The sequence below is a fragment of the uncultured Serinicoccus sp. genome (assembly GCF_947500995.1).
Classification (GTDB): Bacteria; Actinomycetota; Actinomycetes; order Actinomycetales; family Dermatophilaceae; genus Ornithinicoccus.
The window spans coordinates 220,884-238,988 of record NZ_CANMUA010000006.1 but is presented as its reverse complement, the minus strand read 5'-3'; the positions used below and the strand labels follow the sequence as shown (position 1 = coordinate 238,988).

Below are 18,105 nucleotides of genomic sequence, written 5' to 3'. Positions count from 1 at the left end.
GGGGTCACGTGCGTCCACCTCCTCGTCCCGCCCGGGTGGTGCCGCCTCTGCCGGGCCGCGCGTGGGCGAAGGTCACTGCTGCGCCTGCACGATGCGGTTGAACTCCTCGGCGGCCGTCGAGACCGCGGCCTCGACATCGCCACCCTCGATGGAGACGACGATGGCCTGACCGATGGCGTCGCGCACCTCCGGCACCGGGATGACGCCGGGCAGCTGCGAGCGGCTGCGCGCGAGCGACGACTGGAACGCGTCGATGAAGCTCTCGGGGGTGTCGTCGGCGAACTCGGCCGACTCACGCCCACCGACGACGTCCGCCTCCACCTGGAGCTCCTCCACCATCTCCGGCGAGGTGGCCCACTGGAGGAAGAGCCAGGACGCGCCCTTCTCCTGGGACTCCGGGGAGATGGCTGCCGACCAGCCGAAGAAGGTCTGGGCGTCCCCCGCGGGCCCGGCGGGCATCGGGGCGAACTCCACGTCGTCGGCGACCGAGGACACCTCCGGGTCGAGGACCGAGGCCACCTGGCCGCTGTTGTCCGCCCACATGGCGATCTGGCCCTGCTGGAAGAGGGCCAGCAGCTCCTCCCACGAGTTGTTCGCCGACCCGGCGGGGCCGTACTCGCGGAGCAGGTCTCCGTAGGTCTGGAAGGCCTCGACCCCTTCCGGGGTGTCGAAGGCAGCCTGCCCGTCCTCGTCGATGAACTCCGCGCCGTAGTTGTAGAGGAAGGAGGCGATCTGCGTCACCGCCGCCGCACGCTTGCCTCGGGCCGCCCAGCCGATGACCTCACCGTCCTCGGAGATGGTGGCCGCGGCCGACTCCAGCTCGTCGATGGTTCCGGGCACCTCGAGGTCGTACTGCTCCAGGACGGAGGGGCGGTAGAAGAAGATCTGCGTCTCGACGACGGTGGGGAGCGAGACGAGCTGCCCGTCGTAGGTCTGCGACTCGATGAGCCCCTCGCCGAAGTCCGCGAAGTCGTAGTCGGGGCTGGTGAGGCTCTCGTTGGACAGCATCGGGTTGAGGTCCTCGTACCACCCCAGCTGGACGAATCGTGCTGCGTCGTTCTGCGGGGACGTGGCGAAGACGTCGATGTCCTCCGACCCCGAGGTCATCTCGACCTGCAGGCGCTGCCGGAACTGCTCCTCCGGCAACGCGTCGAGGGCGACGGTGATGCCGGTGAGCTCCTCGAACTCCGGCAGTCGCTCCGCGATCGCCTCCTGCCACGGGAACTGCAGCGAGGAGACGCGGATCTCAGTTCCCGAGTACCGCTGCCAGTCGAACTCTCCCGTGGCCTCGGCCGGGTTCTCCTGACCGGCTCCGTCGTTGCTCCCGCACGCTCCGGTGAGCAGGGCGGCAGGAAGCAGGATCGCCAGGATGCGGGTGGTGCGAGTCGTCGTTGACGTCATCGTGTCTCCTCGGTAGGGCCGCTGTGTCGTCGGGCCAGCGGCGGTGACTCGGCTGTGAGTGTTCCAACAGAGTGTGTTGGTATTCTCACATAAATGTGCGAAGATGCACAAGAGGGATCGGCGAGGTCGGTCATTCTCCGGGCCAGGCGTTGTGAAAGGACTTCGAGATGGGGCTTGACCTACTGTGCGTCGGGGCCGCCAACCTGGACGTCGTCGTGTCGGTGGACCGAGCCCCTCGTCCGGACGAGCGGGTCGTCGCACGGGAGATCGTGCACGCCGGCGGCGGGCCGGCAGCCACGGCGGCGGTGGCCGCCGCGAGACTGGGGGTGTCCGTGGGGTTCTGCGGCCGGGTGGGTGCGGACGCGGAGGGGGACCTGATCCTCGACAGCCTCACCAGCGAGGGGGTCGACATCGCCCACGTCACGCGAGACCGCGAGGTGCCCAGCGGGGCGAGCGTGATCATCGTCGACAGGACGGAAGCCGGACGGCAGATCTGCGCCCGGACCGCCCCGCCGCCCGAGCGCATCCCCGATGTCGAGGGCTGGTTGCACGTCGACCAGGTCGGCTACGAGGCCTTGACGAGAGAGCACCGCCGCAACAGCCTCATCAGCTTCGACCACGGCAACCCGGTCCCGAGCCTCGATCTGAACGGGATCGATCTCTATGTCCCGTCCAGGCCGATGGTCAGCACCCTGTGGCCGGGAGACCTCGGCGCCGCCGTCCAGGACATGCGCAGCCAGGGGGCGGACCGGGTGGTGGTGACGGACGGCGCGGCTGGCGCCTGGCACTCCGTCGACGGACGGCTGCACCAGACCCCGGGGCACCGGGTGCCTGGCCCGCTCAGCACGCTGGGGGCGGGAGACGTCTTCCATGGCGCCCTCGTGGCCGGAGTCATCCAGGGCCGGCCCCTCGCGGAGGCGGTGGAGCGTGCCAACGCGTGCGCAGCGCTGGCTTGTCAGGGGCTCGACGGCAGGTCTGCCATCCCCACCGGTCCCCAACTCGACGAGTTCCTGGGGCGACTCAGCGACCAGACCCCAACCACCACCACCTGAGAGGTTCACATGAACGCCACCGTGCTTCCCCCCCGGCTCCAACCGCTGGGCGACGAGGAGGGGACCCTCGCCATGCTGGCGCTGGACCAGCGTGAGTCACTGCGAGCCATGCTCGCGGGCGTCGACGAGATCCAGTCGGTGCCCGACGCGTCGCTCGTGGACTTCAAGGCCGAGGCGGGCACCGTCCTGACGCCCCACGCGACGGCGGTGCTGCTCGACCGTCTGTACGCCCTGGACGAGCCTGGTCTGCAGAGGGCGCCGGAGTGTGCGCTCATCCTCGCGGCCGACATCCTGCACCAGCCGGCAGGCGGGCCGGTCGTGCGGACCGAGTTCGACGAGCACGTCACCGTACGCGTGATCGAGGAGTCTGCCGCTGCGGCGCTGAAGCTGCTGGTCATGTGGCGTGCGGACGAGGCCGAGGGTGAGCGCCGGGCCATCGTCGACCCGTTCCTCCAGCGGTGTGCGGATGCCGGCGTGGCGGCGGTCGTGGAGGGAATCGTCGTGCCGCCCGAGGGTGGGTTCGCGGCTGGTGAGCGGGACGCGGCCGTCATCGCCGCAGCCGAGGAGCTGTCGGTCGGTGCCGATCTCTACAAGGCCCAGGTCCCCGGCTACGCGCCCGGAGAGACCCAGGGAGTGCAGGCGCAGGCGGAGCTCTTGACCTCGCGGCTGCAGGTCCCGTGGGTCGTGCTGTCCAACGGGGTGCAGGCCGAGGACTTCGCCGAGGCCGTGCGGCAGGCGTGCCTGGGTGGGGCCCATGGATTCCTCGCGGGACGCGCCATCTGGGCCGACACCGTGCTCGACGCGGACCGCTCGGCCAGTCTGCGCCAGCGGTCCGTCGACCGGTTGGACGAGCTCCGGGGCATCGTGAAGGCGGCCCGCGGCCACCAGGGTGCGGCAGGCTAGAGAGATGAGCGACACCGCGGACGCCCTGGACGATGGCCTGAGATACGGCTCGGCACCGCAGCGCAGAGCACGCCTGCAACGCCGGGTCGAGGAGCAGGGGTTCGCGACGACCTCAGAGCTGTCGCACTTCCTCGGCGTCTCCGAGATGACGATCCGCCGGGACGTCCAGCGCCTGGAGAAGGACGGAGCGCTCCGTAGCGTCCACGGGGGCGTCAGCGCACTGCCGCCCAGCGAGCTGGTCGGCAGCCAGTTCACCTCCCGAGAGCTGCGCCAGGCGGCGGAGAAGCGGTCGATCGCTCTGGTCGCTGCGCAGATGGTGCCCGACCAGGGTGCCGTCGGGCTGGACTCGGGGACGACGGCACTGGAGCTGGCACGGGTATGGCCCACGGAGCGCCGGGCCACGGTCGTCACCAACTCCATCCCCAACGTCCTGGCGCTCCTCGACGACGAGCACACCCGCGTCATCATGCTCGGGGGCGAGCTGCACCAGAACGCCCAGACCCTCTCAGGACCCATGACCATGCGCTGCCTGGAGGACCTGCAGCTGCGGGTCGTGTTCCTGTCTGCCAGCAGCGTCAACGAGCGCGGGGTCTACTGCGGCAACGACTTCGACGCGGTGATCAAGAGACGGCTCATCGAGGTGGCTGACCGGGTGGTGCTGATCTGCGACTCCTCGAAGTTCGAGGGCAGCGCCATGGTCCGAGTCTGCGGACTCGACACCATCGACACCGTCGTCGTGGATTCCGGCATCGCCACCACCACGGAGCAGATGCTCCGCCAGCACGGGCTCACCGTGCATCTGGTGGACCCCAGCACCGAGCGCAAGGAGGATCAGTGAAGGCGGTTCGATACCACGGAGACGGCACCCTGCTGCTGGAGGACATCGCTGACCCCCGGCCAGGACCGGAGGACGTGCTGCTGGCCCCGGAGGCGGTCGGCGTCTGCGGGACGGACACCCACATCGTGTCCGGGCACTTCGTGTCCCGCCCCCCGGTCGTCCTCGGGCACGAGATCGCGGCGCGGGTCCTGGCCGTGGGGGAGCGGGTGGACGGGCTGGACGTCGGCCAGCTCATCACCGTGGAGCCACACCTGTACTGCGGGCGCTGCACCCCGTGCCAGACCGGACGTCAGCACCTGTGCCCGGACCGCCAGGCGCCCGGCGTGCACCTGAACGGAGGTATGGCGGAACGTCTGGTGGTGCCGGCGACCCTCGCCTACCCGGTCCCGGACGGCGTGCCGGCGGAGCACGCGGCGATGACCGAGCCGATCGCCTGCTGCGTCCACGGCATGGACCGCCTCGCCCCCAGCTCGGGACTGCCGCTGGCGGTCTTCGGGGCCGGACCCGCGGGCGCCATCATGATCGCCCTCGCCAAGCTGGCCGGGGCCTACCCCGTCGTGGCGTTCGACCCGCAGGAGACGCGCCGCGACCTGGCACGGAGGATGGGCGCCGACGTGGTCCTGGACCCCCGCCAGGACGTGACCCACGAGGTGGCCTCGGCCACGGGTGGTGACGGCTTCGCCGCGGTGATCGATGCGGTGGGCTCCGCTCGGGTGCTCGAGCAGGCTGTCAGCATGTCGGCCCGCGGCGGACGCATCCTCGTGTTCGGCGTGAGCGACCCCGCCGAGCGGGCCGACCTGTCGCCCAACGACATCTACCAGCGCGAGCTCACCATCCTCGGCACGGCGCTCAACCCCTACACGCACCGGCGCGCGGTGTCGCTGCTGCAGCGGCTGCCCCTCCACGAGCTGAGGACCCGGTCCTTCGGCCTGGACGGCGTGCCCGACGCGCTCGAGGCGCAACGCGGTGGCGTGGCCGACAAGATCTTCATCCGACCGCAACCGACGGAGGCACCGGCATGAACGGGCACTACCGCATCGCCGCGCTTGCGGGCGACGGCATCGGGCAGGAGGTCCTGCCGGCCGCCACGAGGGTGCTGGACACCGCCGCCGACCGCTTCGGGTTCCGACTGTCGTGGACGGACTTCGACTGGGGCTCGGACTTCTTCCGTGCCCACGGCCGCATGATGCCGGAGGACGGGATCGACCAGCTCGCGGAGCACGACGCCATCTTCCTCGGCGCAGTCGGGACCCCCGGCATACCGGACGCCGAGACGTTGTGGGGGCTGCTCATCCTCATCCGACGCTCCTTCCTGCAGTACATCAACCTGCGTCCGGTGCGCAGCCTCCCGCAGGTGCACTCGCCGCTCGAGGACAAGCGACCCCTCGACATCGTCATCGTCCGGGAGAACGTCGAGGGTGAGTACTCCGAGGTCGGTGGCCGGCTCTACCGCGGTCGCCCCGAGGAGGTGGCGATCCAGGAGGCCGTCTTCACCCGGGCAGGAGTCAGCCGAGCGGCCCAGTACGCGTTCCGGCTCGCGACAGAGCGCCAGGGCACCCTCGTGAGCGCCACCAAGTCCAACGGCATCGTCTACTCGATGCCGTTCTGGGACGAGGTCGTCTCCGAGGTCGCCGCGCAGCACCCCGGGGTGGCGTGGCGCTCGGTCCTCATCGACGCCCTCGCCGCCGAGTTCGTGCTGCGGCCCCAGGGGCTCGACGTGGTCGTCGCCTCCAACCTCTTCGGCGACATCCTCTCGGACCTGGCCGGGGCGATCACCGGGTCCATCGGGGTCGCTCCCAGCGCCAACCTCAACCCCGAGGGCGAGTATCCGTCGATGTTCGAGCCGGTCCACGGCTCGGCGCCGGACATCGCGGGGAAGGGCATCGCCAACCCCGTCGGTCAGATCTGGTCGGGCGCCATGATGCTGCGCCACCTCGGGCAGCCCGAGGCGGCGGACGCGGTGGAGGCCGCCTTCGAGGCCGTGCTGTCCGAGGGGTTGGCCACCAAGGACCTCGGTGGCCGGGCCACGACCGAGGAGTTCACCACGGCGGTCATCACCACTCTGGAAGGACAGGCATGATCGAGCAGCAGCTCTACCTCGACGGCGCGTGGCAGGAGGGCGCGGGGACGCCGCGGGAGGTCCACGACAAATGGACCGGAGAGGTCGTCGGTCACTATGCCGTCGCCGCGCCCGAGCAGGTCACGGTGTCCATCACCGCCGCCCAGACCGCCATGGACGTACCCTGGCCGGCGCACGAGCGTGCGGCAACCCTGCGCCGGGCCGCCGCGTTGATGGCCGAGCGGTCCGAGGAGCTGGCCGACCTGTTGCGGCGGGAGGCGGGCAAGCCCATCACCGCGGCCCGTGCCGAGGTCGCGCGCTGCGTGCAGACCTTGAGCCTGTCGGCCGCCGAGGCCAGTCGGATCACCGGCGAGTCCCTGGACATGTCGGTGGTACCGGGCGGCGAGGACGTCACCGCCTACACCCTCACGCAGGGCGTCGGCGTGGTCGGTGCCATCACTCCCTTCAACTTCCCGCTGAACCTGGTCGCGCACAAGATCGGCCCCGCGCTCGCAGCCGGGTGCGCGGTCGTGCTGAAGCCGTCCGAACGCACCCCCCTGGCGGCCGGGGCTCTGGTGCGCATCCTCCACGAGGCCGGGCTACCGCCCGGACGGCTCAACATGGTCACCGGGGACCCGGCTGAGGTGGTCGGCCGGCTCATCAAGGACGACAGGGTCGAGGTGCTCACCTTCACCGGGTCCGCCCAGGTGGGGTGGGACCTCAAGGCGAGGTCGCCTCGGAAGCGACACGTCCTCGAGCTGGGGTCCAACACGGCCGCCCTGGTGATGCCCGATGCCGACCTCGACCTCGTGGTGAACAGCGTGATCAGCGCCGCCTTCGCGTTCTCCGGGCAGGCGTGCGTCTCTCTCCAGAGGTTGTACGTCCATGAGGAGCAGGTGGAGGCCCTCGTGGAGCAGCTGCGTGTGGCCACGGAGGCGCTGGGTGTCGGTGACCCGGCACGAGAGGACGTGACGGTCGGTCCGCTGATCAGCTCCGCCGCGCTCGAGAGGGTCGAGCAATGGGTGGACGAGGCCGTGTCCGCGGGTGCACGTCTGGTGACCGGAGGGCCGCGTGAGGGCCGGGCGCTACGACCTACCATCCTGGCCGACGTCCCTGCCTCCGCGCGCGTCGTCTGCGACGAGGTCTTCGGCCCAGTTGTCTCGGTCATCTCCGTGCCAGACGCGGACGCCGGTATCCGGAGCATCAACGAGAGCCGCTTCGGGCTCAACGCCGCGGTCTTCACGAGAGACCTCGGGGTTGCGATGCGGTGCACCCGCGAGATCGAGGCCGGCTCCGTCCTGGTCAACCTGCCACCCGCCTTCCGGACGGACAACATGCCCTACGGAGGGGTGAAGGACAGTGGCCAGGGACGCGAAGGTGTCGCCTACGCGGTCGCGGAACTTCTGGAGGAGCGTCTGGTCCTGCTGGCCCACTAGGGCGACCGCTTCCGGGTGAACCGGCCGCTGATCCATGCGGCTGGCTCTGGTGATCAGCAGGTGCGACTCGTCGCCCCATGTAGGTTGTGCGCCAAATGGATGAGATGACAGATGCCGACGAGTCAGGCCCCGACGGGGGGATGTCTCACGGCTCGGAAGAGTCCGCGAAGCTGCAGCTCGGTCAGATCGTGCGTGAGCGTCGCGAGCAGTCCGGGCTGAGCCTCAACGCCCTGGCCGCGGAGTCAGGGGTGAGCACGGGCCTGCTCAGCCAGCTCGAGCGCGGCCACGGCAACCCCTCGTACAACACCCTGATCAAGCTCGCCCACGCGCTGGGGGTTCGGGTGGGTGACTTCTTCGGTGGCCAGGATCCGGAGCCCAAGCTGGCCGAGCTGGTCAGGGCACAGTCCCGACGTCGTCTCCTGCTCTCTGAACGGGACATGGTCTATGAGCTCATCACGCCCAGCATGAACGGGCGGCTGGGCATGATCCGCGCCCAGGTGGCCGCCGGGTGGAGCAACGAGAGCGTGCCCTTCCGGCACGAGGGGGAGGAGTGCGTGCTGGTGGTGGAAGGGTCGCTGAAGGTCGTCGTGGGTGGTGAGCACTATCGCCTCGGAGAGGGTGACTCCCTGACCTACGAGGCGTCCGTGCCGCACTGGTACGCCAACGACGGTGACCGGCCCACGGTGTTCGTGGGTGCGATGACGCCGCCGTCGTACTGAGGGGGTCACGTCCCGGCAAGAGTTCACAGGTCGGAAACAGCGAGGCAAACACTAGGCAACGTGCGTGCTGTTCACTACAGTGCACAGTGTTCATTCCGATGAACATTGCCTGAGCAGGTCCCTGTTCTCGCGTCCGCCTCGGCGGCGCCCCGACTCAGAAGGACTCCCATGACCTCATCCAACCAGTGGCCATCCAGCCGACGTCGGGGTCTGGCGACGGTGGCCATCACCTCCGCGGCCGCGCTCTCCCTCGCCAGCTGCTCTTCCGGCTCATCCGAGGAGACGGGGCCGGCGGTGGGCGCAGAGAGTCTCACGCTTCAGCTGGACGGCCCGGTGACCTCGCTCGACCCGGCGCTCGGAGCCTCATTCCAGGATGCGGTGGTCCTCTGGTCCATGTACGACAACCTCGTCGCCCTCGACGAGGACGGCACGTTCCTGCCGGGCCTGGCGTCCGACTGGGAGGTCAACGCCAGTGAAGGGGTCTTTACCATCCGGGAGGGAGTGACCTGCTCGGACGGGGAAGAGGTGACCGGGGAGGTCGTCGCCAACTCGCTCAACCGCTTCTTCGACCCGCAGACCGCCGCGCCGTTCCTCTCGAGCGTGATCGGCGCGGGCAACAGCGCCACGGCGACGGCGGACGGCCAGACCGTCACCGTCTCGCTGGACCAGCCCTTCTCGGGCCTCTTGTCCGGGCTGACGGTGGCCTACACCGGAATCGTGTGCTCTGCGGGAATCGACGACCCGGAGAGCCTGGCCACAGGTTCCAACGGCACGGGCGGGTACGTGGCGGACAGCCAGGTCGCCGGGGCCAGCTACACCTTCGCGGTGCGCGAGGACTACGACTGGGGCCCCGAGTTCGCAGGGATCCCGACCGAGGGTGCCCGTCCTCAGACGTTGGTCATGCAGGTGGCCGAGGACGAGAACACCCGCGCCAACCTGCAGACCACGGGCGAGATGGAGATCGCCGCCTACACCACGGACGCCTGGGAGCGGGTGACCCAGCAGCCCGACTGGACCAGTGTCGTGTCGCAGCAGTCCGACACCTTCCTCATGTTCAACCACACCGAGGGACACCCGACCGCCGACCCCGAGGTCCGACGTGCTGTGGCTCAGGCCATCGACATCGAACGGCTCAACCAGGTGCAGAGCTATGGCGCCGGTGAGCTCATCACGAACCTGGGTCAGCCGTCCTACGCGTGCTACGACGAGGGGGCCGCGGACTACATGCCCGAGTACGACGCGTCAGCGGCGTCCGAGGTCCTCGACGGCGTGTCCCTCGCCGTCAACGGCACGACTCTGCTGGCCGGCGGTGACGGCAACGCCTACGTCCAGGACGCGCTACGCGAAGCCGGCGCCGAGGTGGCGTTCCAGAACCTCAACAACCAGCAATGGGTCTCGGGTCTGTTCACCCCGCTGAACGACTGGGACGTGACGATCCTGGTCTTCGCGAACACCTCGTCCAACCTGATCTCGGGTGCGAACTTCTTCACCGGCGCGGTTCCTCCCGACGGTCAGAACCTCTCCGCGGTCGACAATCCCGAGGCTGATGCCCAGCTCGAGATCGCTCGTGCCACCACGGGTGAGGAGAGCTGCTCCGCCCTCGCCGAGTACCACCGACTCCTCCTGGAGAACCATGACGTCCTGCCCCTGGCGACGGCGCCGGCGACGGTGGTGTTCGCCCCCGGCGTGACGGCGATGGTGTCCAAGGGGTTCGTCCGGGCCGGGACCATCCGGATCTCGGAGTAGTCCGCCGATGTCAGACGTAGCGTCGGACGTCAGGACGGAGGAGCCCGCGAGCCAGCCGCCGGCAACGGCGAAGGCGGGTGAGCCCAAGGGGCGCCATGCCTCGCGGGACGCCACCGGACTGTGGCTGCGATACCTCCTGGGACGGCTGGGTGGGCTCGTCGGCATCGTCGTGGCCCTGCTCGCGATCACCTTCCTGCTCATCCAGTTCGTCCCGGGTGATCCAGCCCGCAACATCGTGGGCGTGACCGCGACGCAGGAGCAGGTCGACATGGTCAGCGACCGGCTGGGCCTCAACGACCCGTTCCTGCTGCAGGCCTGGAACTACGTCAGCGGCTTCGTGCGGGGAGATCTCGGCAACTCGTTCGTCAACCAGCAGCCCATCGTCGAGCTCATCGCCCAGCGGCTCCCGATCACCGCCTCGGTCGCCCTCGGCGGGTTGATGGTGGTCCTGCTGATCGGGTTCCCGGTCGGTGTCGCGGTCGCCTTCGCGGGGCGACGAGGAGGGCGTACGGCGCTCTCCGGCACGTACAACGTCGCGGCGGGCCTGGCGGGAGCACTTCCCGAATACATCACCGGAACGGTCTTGGTCATCGTCTTCGCCCTCTCCCTGGGGTGGCTCCCGGCCCAGGGCGGGGTCGGTCTCGAGGGACTCATCCTCCCGTGCATCGCCGTCGGGCTCGCCCCCGCGGCGGCGATCTCCCGGGTCGTCCGCGGCGAGACCCGGGCTGTGCTGGGGCAGGAGTACATCCTGACGGCCCGCAGCAAACGCATCTCGAGCGGGCGCCTGCTCGTCGGCCACGTGCTGCCCAACGTAGCGACCAGCGCGCTCACCCTCGGCGGCATCATCCTGGTCGCGCTCCTGGGCGGCACCGTCATCGTCGAGAACGTCTTCAACATTCCCGGCCTGGGCACGCAGATCGTCCAGTCGATCCTGTCCAGCGACTACCCGGCCATCCAGGGCATCATCCTGACCCTGGGCCTGCTGGCGGCCATGGTCAACATGGCCATCGACATCCTCCTCGGCATCCTCGATCCCCGCGTCCTCACCACGAAGGGGCTGAGCCGATGACTGACGTCGTCCTGCCCACCACCGTCGGCCGCTCGCGCAGGAGGTACCCCGCGTCGCTCCTGGTCGGTGCCGTGGGGCTGGCCGTGATCGTGCTGCTTGCCGTCCTGGGCCCCGTGCTGTGGGGCACCTCCGCCGCCTCCGGGTCGGGGCAGCTGCGAGCCGGCCCCTCGGCGGAGCACTGGTTCGGCACCGATGCGCAGGGGCGTGACGTGCTGGCCCGCACCCTGGTGGCCACACGGCTCACCATCGTCATGGGTGTCGTCGCCACCGCGCTCGCCGTCGGTCTGGGCGGTCTGGTCGGAGCGGTGCTCGTGCTCTCCGGCAACCGCGTGCGGTGGCTCGGAGCCCGGGCGATCGACCTGTGGCTCGCGCTGCCACCCATCATCGTGGCGCTGGCCATCACCGCCATCTTCCGGCCTGGCGCGGTCACCGTCGTCGTCGCCATCGGCATCGCCTTCTCGCCGCAGTTCGCACGACTGACCAACAACCTGGCGAGCTCGGTGGGAGGCAAGGACTTCGTCGTCACCGCACATCTGCTCGGAGTGCCGGCGCCGACGGTGCTGGCGCGCCACATCGTGCCCAACATCGCCTCGCCCGTGCTGGTGCTGACGTCCGTGTGCCTCGCCACGTCCATCGTCACCATGTCGGGCCTCAGCTTCATCGGGCTCGGTGTGCAACCCCCCGCCATCGACTGGGGGCAGCTGCTGGCCAGCGGACTGCGCGACATCTACCAGAACCCTGCCGGGGCGTTGGCGCCCTCGATCGCGATCGTCCTCACGGGCCTGTCTGCGAGCCTCCTGGGTGACGGGCTGGTCGCGTTCAGCGAGCCACGGCGTGCCCAGGTCCGGTCTCGTAGAGCTGATCAGGGCTCACCGTCGGCCACCTCCCTGACCGGGGAGGAGCAGAGCGCCGCCACCAGTGCGGGGGATGACGTGGCCCTGCACATCGAGGACCTGCACGTCCAGACCGCGAACGCCCCGGAGGGCCAGATGCTCGTCGGGGGCGTGTCCCTGACGGTGGCCACCGGCGAGATCGTGGGCCTGGTGGGTGAATCGGGGTCGGGCAAGAGCATCACCGCCATGACGGCAGCTCAGCTGCTGCCGTCAGAGCTCGGGTGGAGGGCCAAGGCGCTGAGCGTGGCGGGACACCCCATCGACCCCCGTCAGGCCCCGCCCAGCTCGATGGCCCTGGACTGCGGCGTCGTCTTCCAGGACCCCTCGTCCTGCTTCAACCCCGCTCGTCGCCTCGGCGCCCAGCTCACGGAGACCATCCGCGTCCACCGCAAGGTCTCGCGGCGCGAGGCGGAGAGGCTCGCGCTGGACAAGCTGAGGGAGGCGCGGGTCAGCGAGCCCGAGCGCCGCCTGCGCCAGTACCCTCACGAGCTCTCCGGGGGGATGCGGCAGCGGGCCATGATCGCCATGGCGCTGATCACCACGCCGAAGCTGTTGATCGCCGACGAACCGACGACGGCCCTGGACGTCACCGTGCAGGCCGACGTCCTCAGGCTCATCAAGCAGATCAACCACGACCACGACATGGGTGTCCTGCTCATCTCGCACGACATCGACGTCGTCGCCTCCATGTGCGACCGCGTCTACGTGATGCACCAGGGCGGCATCCTCGAGCACCTCACCTCGGCGCAGCTGCGCCGGGGCGAGGTGACGCAGCCCTACACGCGCAGGCTCCTCGAGGCCTCCGCGAGCACCGCGCTGAAGAACACCGTGCACGTCACCAGCACGATCAGGGGTGGGTCATGAACGCGGTCATCGACGTGCAGGGCCTGTCTGCCACCTACGGATTCAGCCATCGCAGCCCTCGGGTCCTCGACGGCGTCTCCCTGACCGTGGCCCGAGGTCGGACGATGGGCGTGGTGGGAGAGTCCGGGTCCGGGAAGTCGACTCTGGCCAAGGTCATCGTCGGCACTCTCGGCGCGGCCTCGGGGACCGTGAGCATCGAGGGCGCCGACGTCATGAAGGTCGCGCGCTCGCAGCGCCGGGCCCTGCGCCGACGGGTCCAGATGATCCCCCAGGACCCGTACGCCTCACTGGACCCTCGCATGACCATCGGCCGCACCCTCCTGGAAGCCCTGGCCCCGACTGCGGCGCGAGCCACCTCCCACCGCGACCGTATCGCCGAGCTGCTCAGCATGGTCGCACTGGAACCCGGAGCTGCGAGCCGTCTCCCGCACGAGTTCTCCGGAGGTCAGCGCCAGCGCGTGGCCATCGCGCGCGCCATCGCGGTGCAACCGACGGTGCTCATCGCCGACGAGGTCACCTCGGCGCTCGACGCCTCGATCCAGTTCGAGATCCTGGAGCTGCTCGACCGACTCCAGGACGACCTGGGCTTCGCCTGCCTCTTCATCACGCACAACCTGGGGGTCGCTGCTCGGGTGTGCGACGAGATCACCGTGATGCGACACGGGCGCGTGGTGGAGCAGGGTGACATCTCCCTGCTGGCCGAGCCTGCCGATCCCTACACCCGTCTCCTCGTAAGCAGCGTGCCGGACCCCGAGGGCCGGTTCCTCCACGGCCCCTCCCGGTACGACACCGCACCCCAGTCCTGACACGACCCGACCGCACCTCTAGCACAAGGAGCCAGCCATGCACGCCCACCTCAACGGCGTCGACCTCTACTTCGACGTCATCTCCTCGGGGAAGACGGTCGACTTCTCCGGCGACAAGGACAAGCCCGTCCTCTTCGTCCATCACGGCGGCCCGGGAGCCGACCACAGCTACTTCAGGCCCTGGCTCGATCCCCTGGGGGAGGTTGCACAGGTCGTCTACCTCGACCACCGGGGGACGGGCAACTCCTCCGACGCCCCCGTCGAGACCTACACCGTCGAGCAGATGGCGGATGACGTCGAAGCCCTCCGCCACCACCTGGGGCTCGGGAAGATCGTGTTCCTCGGCCACTCCTACGGCGGTTTCGTGGGGCAGGTCCTCGCCCTGCGCCACCCGCAGGCGTTGTCCAAACTCATCCTGTCGCACACTGCCCCGGACTACGACTTCTGGGAGGAGGCGCAGGCGATCGCCGAGAGGATCGCCACCCCGGAGCAGCGGGAGGTCTTCCGGGAGCTGTTCGACGGTGCGATCTCCAGCCAGGAGGAGTATGAGGCGTGGTGGAAGAAGTGCTACCCGCTGTACTTCCGCCACCCGGACCAGGAGGTGCTGGACCAGCTGTCCACGCGGAGCAACGGCCGCTACGAGGTGGCGGGATACATGATGGCCAACGAGATCCCCCAGTACAACCCCTACCCCCAGCTGCCGACGATCGAGGTGCCCACCCTCGTCATGTCCAGCGAGTACGACTGGGTGACCCCGCCCAGCCAGGGTCGCAGGATCGCCGACGCCATCCCGAACTCGCAGTTCGTGCTCTTCGAGGACAGCGGGCACGAGCCATTCGCCCGGGAGGAGGAGCAGGCCTACCTCGACGTCGTGTCGACCTTCCTGCGCGCATGAGCACACCCCCGACGACGTGGCTCCTGCGTGGCGCCGCCCTCTTCGACGGGGTCGACGGCTCCAGGCGCACGGGGCAGTCCATCCTCATCGCCGACGGGTCGATCGCCTGGGCCGGCCCTGATGCGCAGGCTCCATACGCCCCCTGCACCATCGACGCCGCAGGGCGCACCGTGATGCCAGGGCTGATCAACGGTCACGTCCACCTGGCCAACGATGCACCCGCTGACCTGGCGGCTCAGGTCCGAGACGACTCCACGGCCACGGCCGCCTTCCGTGCCGCCGCCAACGCCCTCATCACGCTCGCCGCGGGCATCACCACCGTCAAGGACTGCGGGGCGGCTGACAACGTCGTGATCGATCTGAGCCGCGCCGTGGAAGCCGGCATCCTGCCTGGGCCTCGTATCGTCGCAGCCGGGCGCGTCATCACCATGACCGGCGGTCACGGCCACTTCATGGGCGTCGAAGCGGATGGGGTGGACGCAGTGCGCACCGCCGTTCGCGGTGAGCTCAAGAAGGGCGCAGGCTTCATCAAGGCCATGGCCACCGGCGGAGTCCTCACCTCTGGTGTCAGACCCACCCAGACCGCGTTCCGCCAGGACGAGCTGTCCGCCATCGTCGAGGAGGCCCACCACGCCGGCCGGCGCGTCTCCACCCACGCCATCGGACGCGAGGGCATCGAGAACGCCATCCTGGCGGGCGTCGATACGATCGAGCACGGGTTCCATCTCGACGCCGAGCTGTTCGCGCTGGCCATCGAGAGGGGGACGTATCTCGTCCCCACCCTCTCAGCGGTGAGCTGCATCGTGGCCCACGGGGAGGCCGGCGGGATTCCCTCCTGGATCGTCGACAAGGCGCATTCCGAGGCAGACCGCAGCCGGGCGATGCTGCGAGCAGCCGTCGACGCGGGCATGAACATCGCGGCGGGGACCGACGCAGGAACCCCGCTCAACCCCCACGACGGCCTCGTGGAGGAGCTCGTCGAGATGGTGGCGATCGGCCTCACCCCGGAACAGACGCTGCTGTCGGCGACGCGCGAGGGCGCGTACAACGCGGGGCTCTCCGACATCACCGGGACGCTCGAGACCGGGAAGGCCGGGGACCTCATCGTCGTCGACGGTGATCCGTTGCAGGACATCGCCGCCCTGCGACGCATCGTGCTCGTCGCCAAGGACGGATCGATCCACCGCTCGTCCCTCGAGATGTCGAGGGACCTGTCCACCCACCGCACGGAGGTATCCCGATGACGTACTCCATCATCGCCCGCGACCCCGACACCGGGGCACTGGGTATCGCCTGCCAGTCCCACTTCTTCGGAGTCGGGCGCCTGGTCGGCTGGCTCGAGCCCGGGGTCGGCGTGATCGCCACCCAGGCCTTCGTCAACGTCGGCTTCGGTCCTCGGGGTCTGGACCTGCTCCGGCAGGGAGGCTCCGCGTCCCAGGTGCTCTCCACCCTCGTCGACACCGACGACCAACCGGCATACCGACAGCTGGCCGTCATCGATGGCGCCGGCCGCGTCGCCAACTACACCGGGGACCTGTGCGTCCCCGCCGCCGGGGCCTTGTCCGGGGACCAGGTGTCGGTGCAGGGGAACATGCTCACGTCCACCGCTGTGTACGAGTCCATGATCGGCGCCTACGTCGATGCGTCAGGGACGACGTTCGCCGCGAGGCTCCTGGCAGCCCTGCGCGCGGGCGAGGATGCCGGCGGAGATGCCCGCGGGTCGCAGTCGGCCGTGCTGAAGATCGTGTCGGGCAACCGTGCAGGGAGCCCCTGGGAGGAGACGCTCCTGGACATCAGGGTGGACGACCACCCGGACCCGGTCACCGAGATCACCCGGCTGGCCTCCCTCAGCGGTGCCTTCGACCAGATCGGATCGGTCCTCTTCACCCCGCGTCTGATGATCGGTGCGTACGAGGATGTCGACGGCGAGGCGTTGACCGAGGCGCTCGACGCCCTGCAAGGGGCGCGTGCCGTCCTGGGGGACGACAACCAGGAGGCTGCGTTCTGGAAGGCCGTCCTGCTGCTGCGGGCCGGCCGGCAGGAGGAGGCGGCCGGGTTGTTCTCCGAGGTCTTCGGGCGAGCGAACCACTGGAGGTCCTATCTGCGTCAGGTCGCCGAGGCCGGGTTCGTCGACACCGCAACGGCCGCCTCGTTGGCGCAGCGGTGAGCGGCCTGGTGCTGGTCAACGCCGAGCGTCTCACCACCACGCTGCGGGCGTTGGCGCGCTTCGGGCTCAACGAGGACGGGGGCGTCGACCGAGCCTCCTTCTCCTCGGCCGACCGGCAGGCACGCACCTGGCTGACCTCGTGGTGCGAGGAGCAAGGTCTGCAGGTCGCCGTGGACGGCATCGGCAACATGATCGTCTCCTCTCCCGAGCTGGAGCGGGGCATCGCCGATCGAGCGCCGGTGTGGTCGGGTTCCCACATCGACGCCGTGCCCAACGGGGGACGGTACGACGGGCCTCTGGGTGTCCTCGCCGCGATCGAGTGCCTCACCCGCCTGCAGGAGGAGGAGGTCTCGCTGGAACGACCCGTGCGCGCGGTGGTGTATGCCGACGAGGAGGGCAACTACGCCCACCTCCTCGGCTCCAGCGCGCTGGCGCGTGGGTTCACCGTCGATGAGCTGAGCGCGCTGGTGGGTAGGGACGGGGACCGGTTCGCCGACACCTTCACGGCGGCAGGCGGTGACCTGCTCGCCGCGGCACGCGTGCGACTACCCCAGGGCAGCATCCACGCCAGCGTGGAGCTGCACATCGAGCAGGGTCCGGTGCTCGAGCGCGAAGGTCTGGACGTGGCCAACGTGACCGGGATCGTGGCCATCGGTGGCGGCACGCTGCGCTTCCTGGGTCGAGCCGACCATGCGGGCACCACGCCCATGGACGGGCGCCAGGACGCCGTCCTCGCCATGGCCGACTTCGTCACGCGCCTGCCCGGCCTCGCCAGGGAGGTGGGGGACACCTCCGTCGTCACGACCGGCATCGTCAAGGTCTGGCCAGGGGGATCGAATGTCGTCGCCAAGATGGCAGAGGTGGTCGTGGACTACCGTGACCCCTCCACCGAGAAGGCGGCGGCCCTGGGTGACCTCATCGCCTCGGCGGCACAGGACGCGGCCCATCGCCGAGGACTCCAGGTGGAGAGCCACGTCGAGCCCCTCATCCCGGCGGCCCCTCTGCACGAGACCGTGCGACAGGCCATCCAGGCGTCCGTCCAGGCGCACGGCTACAGCTCGCGAGATCTCCCCTCGGGGGCCGGGCACGACTCGCAGAACCTCGCGACCCTCGCGCCGACCGGCATGATCTTCGTCCCGAGCGTGGACGGCCGCAGCCACAGCCCGGCCGAGCTGACCCACGACGCCGACGTCGTCCGCGGGGCCAACGTGCTGCTGGGGACGCTGATGCGTCTGGCGGCCGCCCCCACGGCCTAGC

General features: G+C 69.7%; 16 protein-coding genes. 15 read left to right on the top strand and 1 reads right to left on the bottom strand.

Annotated elements, in window-relative coordinates:
• Positions 1–72: 72 nt before the first annotated feature.
• Complete coding sequence (locus Q0967_RS11140) at positions 73–1,401, bottom strand: ABC transporter substrate-binding protein (RefSeq protein ID WP_299450074.1); 1,329 nt, start codon at positions 1,399–1,401, stop codon at positions 73–75.
• A 167-nt stretch (positions 1,402–1,568) separates the two neighbouring features.
• Here Q0967_RS11140 and Q0967_RS11135 point away from each other — a divergent pair, with 167 nt between their 5' ends.
• The 15 genes from Q0967_RS11135 (at position 1,569) to Q0967_RS11065 (ending at position 18,104) form a co-directional block, all read left to right on the top strand.
• Positions 1,569–2,453, top strand: coding sequence for a carbohydrate kinase family protein (locus Q0967_RS11135; RefSeq protein ID WP_299450072.1), 885 nt, complete (start codon positions 1,569–1,571; stop codon positions 2,451–2,453).
• A 9-nt stretch (positions 2,454–2,462) separates the two neighbouring features.
• Entirely contained in the window at positions 2,463–3,356 is an 894-nt protein-coding gene (locus Q0967_RS11130) for an aldolase (RefSeq protein WP_299450069.1), read from the top strand.
• A gap of 4 nt (positions 3,357–3,360) precedes the next feature.
• The gene (locus Q0967_RS11125) at positions 3,361–4,194 is read left to right on the top strand and encodes a DeoR/GlpR family DNA-binding transcription regulator (RefSeq protein ID WP_298889664.1); all 834 of its coding nucleotides are present in this window, start codon (positions 3,361–3,363) and stop codon (positions 4,192–4,194) included.
• Entirely contained in the window at positions 4,191–5,216 is a 1,026-nt protein-coding gene (locus tag Q0967_RS11120) for a zinc-dependent alcohol dehydrogenase family protein (protein WP_299450067.1), read from the top strand. Before Q0967_RS11125 ends, Q0967_RS11120 begins: the two co-directional genes overlap by 4 nt.
• Positions 5,213–6,274: a tartrate dehydrogenase gene (locus Q0967_RS11115; RefSeq protein ID WP_299450065.1), complete on the top strand. Its 1,062-nt coding sequence runs from the start codon at positions 5,213–5,215 to the stop codon at positions 6,272–6,274. The genes Q0967_RS11120 and Q0967_RS11115 overlap by 4 nt, the downstream gene beginning before the upstream one ends.
• Entirely contained in the window at positions 6,271–7,689 is a 1,419-nt protein-coding gene (locus Q0967_RS11110; protein ID WP_299450063.1) for an aldehyde dehydrogenase family protein, read from the top strand. Before Q0967_RS11115 ends, Q0967_RS11110 begins: the two co-directional genes overlap by 4 nt.
• 95 nt (positions 7,690–7,784) lie before the next feature.
• Positions 7,785–8,408: a helix-turn-helix domain-containing protein gene (locus Q0967_RS11105; protein WP_299450061.1), complete on the top strand. Its 624-nt coding sequence runs from the start codon at positions 7,785–7,787 to the stop codon at positions 8,406–8,408.
• A 168-nt stretch (positions 8,409–8,576) separates the two neighbouring features.
• On the top strand, positions 8,577–10,154 hold the full coding sequence (locus Q0967_RS11100; RefSeq protein WP_299450059.1) for an ABC transporter substrate-binding protein: 1,578 nt from the start codon (positions 8,577–8,579) through the stop codon (positions 10,152–10,154).
• Positions 10,155–10,161: 7 nt separating this feature from the next.
• On the top strand, positions 10,162–11,223 hold the full coding sequence (locus Q0967_RS11095; RefSeq protein ID WP_299450057.1) for an ABC transporter permease: 1,062 nt from the start codon (positions 10,162–10,164) through the stop codon (positions 11,221–11,223).
• Positions 11,220–12,980, top strand: a complete 1,761-nt coding sequence (locus Q0967_RS11090) for a dipeptide/oligopeptide/nickel ABC transporter permease/ATP-binding protein (RefSeq protein ID WP_299450054.1) — start codon at positions 11,220–11,222, stop codon at positions 12,978–12,980. The genes Q0967_RS11095 and Q0967_RS11090 overlap by 4 nt, the downstream gene beginning before the upstream one ends.
• Positions 12,977–13,786, top strand: a complete 810-nt coding sequence (locus Q0967_RS11085) for an ABC transporter ATP-binding protein (protein WP_299450051.1) — start codon at positions 12,977–12,979, stop codon at positions 13,784–13,786. The genes Q0967_RS11090 and Q0967_RS11085 overlap by 4 nt, the downstream gene beginning before the upstream one ends.
• Before the next feature lie 37 nt (positions 13,787–13,823).
• Positions 13,824–14,681: an alpha/beta fold hydrolase gene (locus Q0967_RS11080; RefSeq protein WP_299450048.1), complete on the top strand. Its 858-nt coding sequence runs from the start codon at positions 13,824–13,826 to the stop codon at positions 14,679–14,681.
• Positions 14,682–14,854: 173 nt separating this feature from the next.
• Positions 14,855–15,925 carry an amidohydrolase family protein gene (locus Q0967_RS11075; protein WP_299450045.1) on the top strand — a complete coding sequence of 357 codons (1,071 nt, stop codon included), beginning with the start codon at positions 14,855–14,857 and terminating at the stop codon, positions 15,923–15,925.
• Positions 15,922–16,848 (top strand): DUF1028 domain-containing protein, encoded by a 927-nt coding sequence (locus Q0967_RS11070; RefSeq protein ID WP_299450042.1) that lies wholly within the window; start codon positions 15,922–15,924, stop codon positions 16,846–16,848. The genes Q0967_RS11075 and Q0967_RS11070 overlap by 4 nt, the downstream gene beginning before the upstream one ends.
• Entirely contained in the window at positions 16,845–18,104 is a 1,260-nt protein-coding gene (locus tag Q0967_RS11065; RefSeq protein WP_299450039.1) for a Zn-dependent hydrolase, read from the top strand. Before Q0967_RS11070 ends, Q0967_RS11065 begins: the two co-directional genes overlap by 4 nt.
• Position 18,105 lies beyond the last annotated feature (1 nt).

Coding starts and splice junctions, on each gene's coding strand:
- Q0967_RS11085 (WP_299450051.1), top strand. CDS start 12,977: ATGAACGCGGTCATCGACGTGCAGGGCCTGTCTGCCACCTACGGATTC.
- Q0967_RS11115 (WP_299450065.1), top strand. CDS start 5,213: ATGAACGGGCACTACCGCATCGCCGCGCTTGCGGGCGACGGCATCGGG.
- Q0967_RS11130 (WP_299450069.1), top strand. CDS start 2,463: ATGAACGCCACCGTGCTTCCCCCCCGGCTCCAACCGCTGGGCGACGAG.
- Q0967_RS11135 (WP_299450072.1), top strand. CDS start 1,569: ATGGGGCTTGACCTACTGTGCGTCGGGGCCGCCAACCTGGACGTCGTC.
- Q0967_RS11080 (WP_299450048.1), top strand. CDS start 13,824: ATGCACGCCCACCTCAACGGCGTCGACCTCTACTTCGACGTCATCTCC.
- Q0967_RS11090 (WP_299450054.1), top strand. CDS start 11,220: ATGACTGACGTCGTCCTGCCCACCACCGTCGGCCGCTCGCGCAGGAGG.
- Q0967_RS11100 (WP_299450059.1), top strand. CDS start 8,577: ATGACCTCATCCAACCAGTGGCCATCCAGCCGACGTCGGGGTCTGGCG.
- Q0967_RS11095 (WP_299450057.1), top strand. CDS start 10,162: ATGTCAGACGTAGCGTCGGACGTCAGGACGGAGGAGCCCGCGAGCCAG.
- Q0967_RS11070 (WP_299450042.1), top strand. CDS start 15,922: ATGACGTACTCCATCATCGCCCGCGACCCCGACACCGGGGCACTGGGT.
- Q0967_RS11125 (WP_298889664.1), top strand. CDS start 3,361: ATGAGCGACACCGCGGACGCCCTGGACGATGGCCTGAGATACGGCTCG.
- Q0967_RS11110 (WP_299450063.1), top strand. CDS start 6,271: ATGATCGAGCAGCAGCTCTACCTCGACGGCGCGTGGCAGGAGGGCGCG.
- Q0967_RS11075 (WP_299450045.1), top strand. CDS start 14,855: ATGCCAGGGCTGATCAACGGTCACGTCCACCTGGCCAACGATGCACCC.
- Q0967_RS11105 (WP_299450061.1), top strand. CDS start 7,785: ATGGATGAGATGACAGATGCCGACGAGTCAGGCCCCGACGGGGGGATG.
- Q0967_RS11140 (WP_299450074.1), bottom strand. CDS start 1,401: ATGACGTCAACGACGACTCGCACCACCCGCATCCTGGCGATCCTGCTT.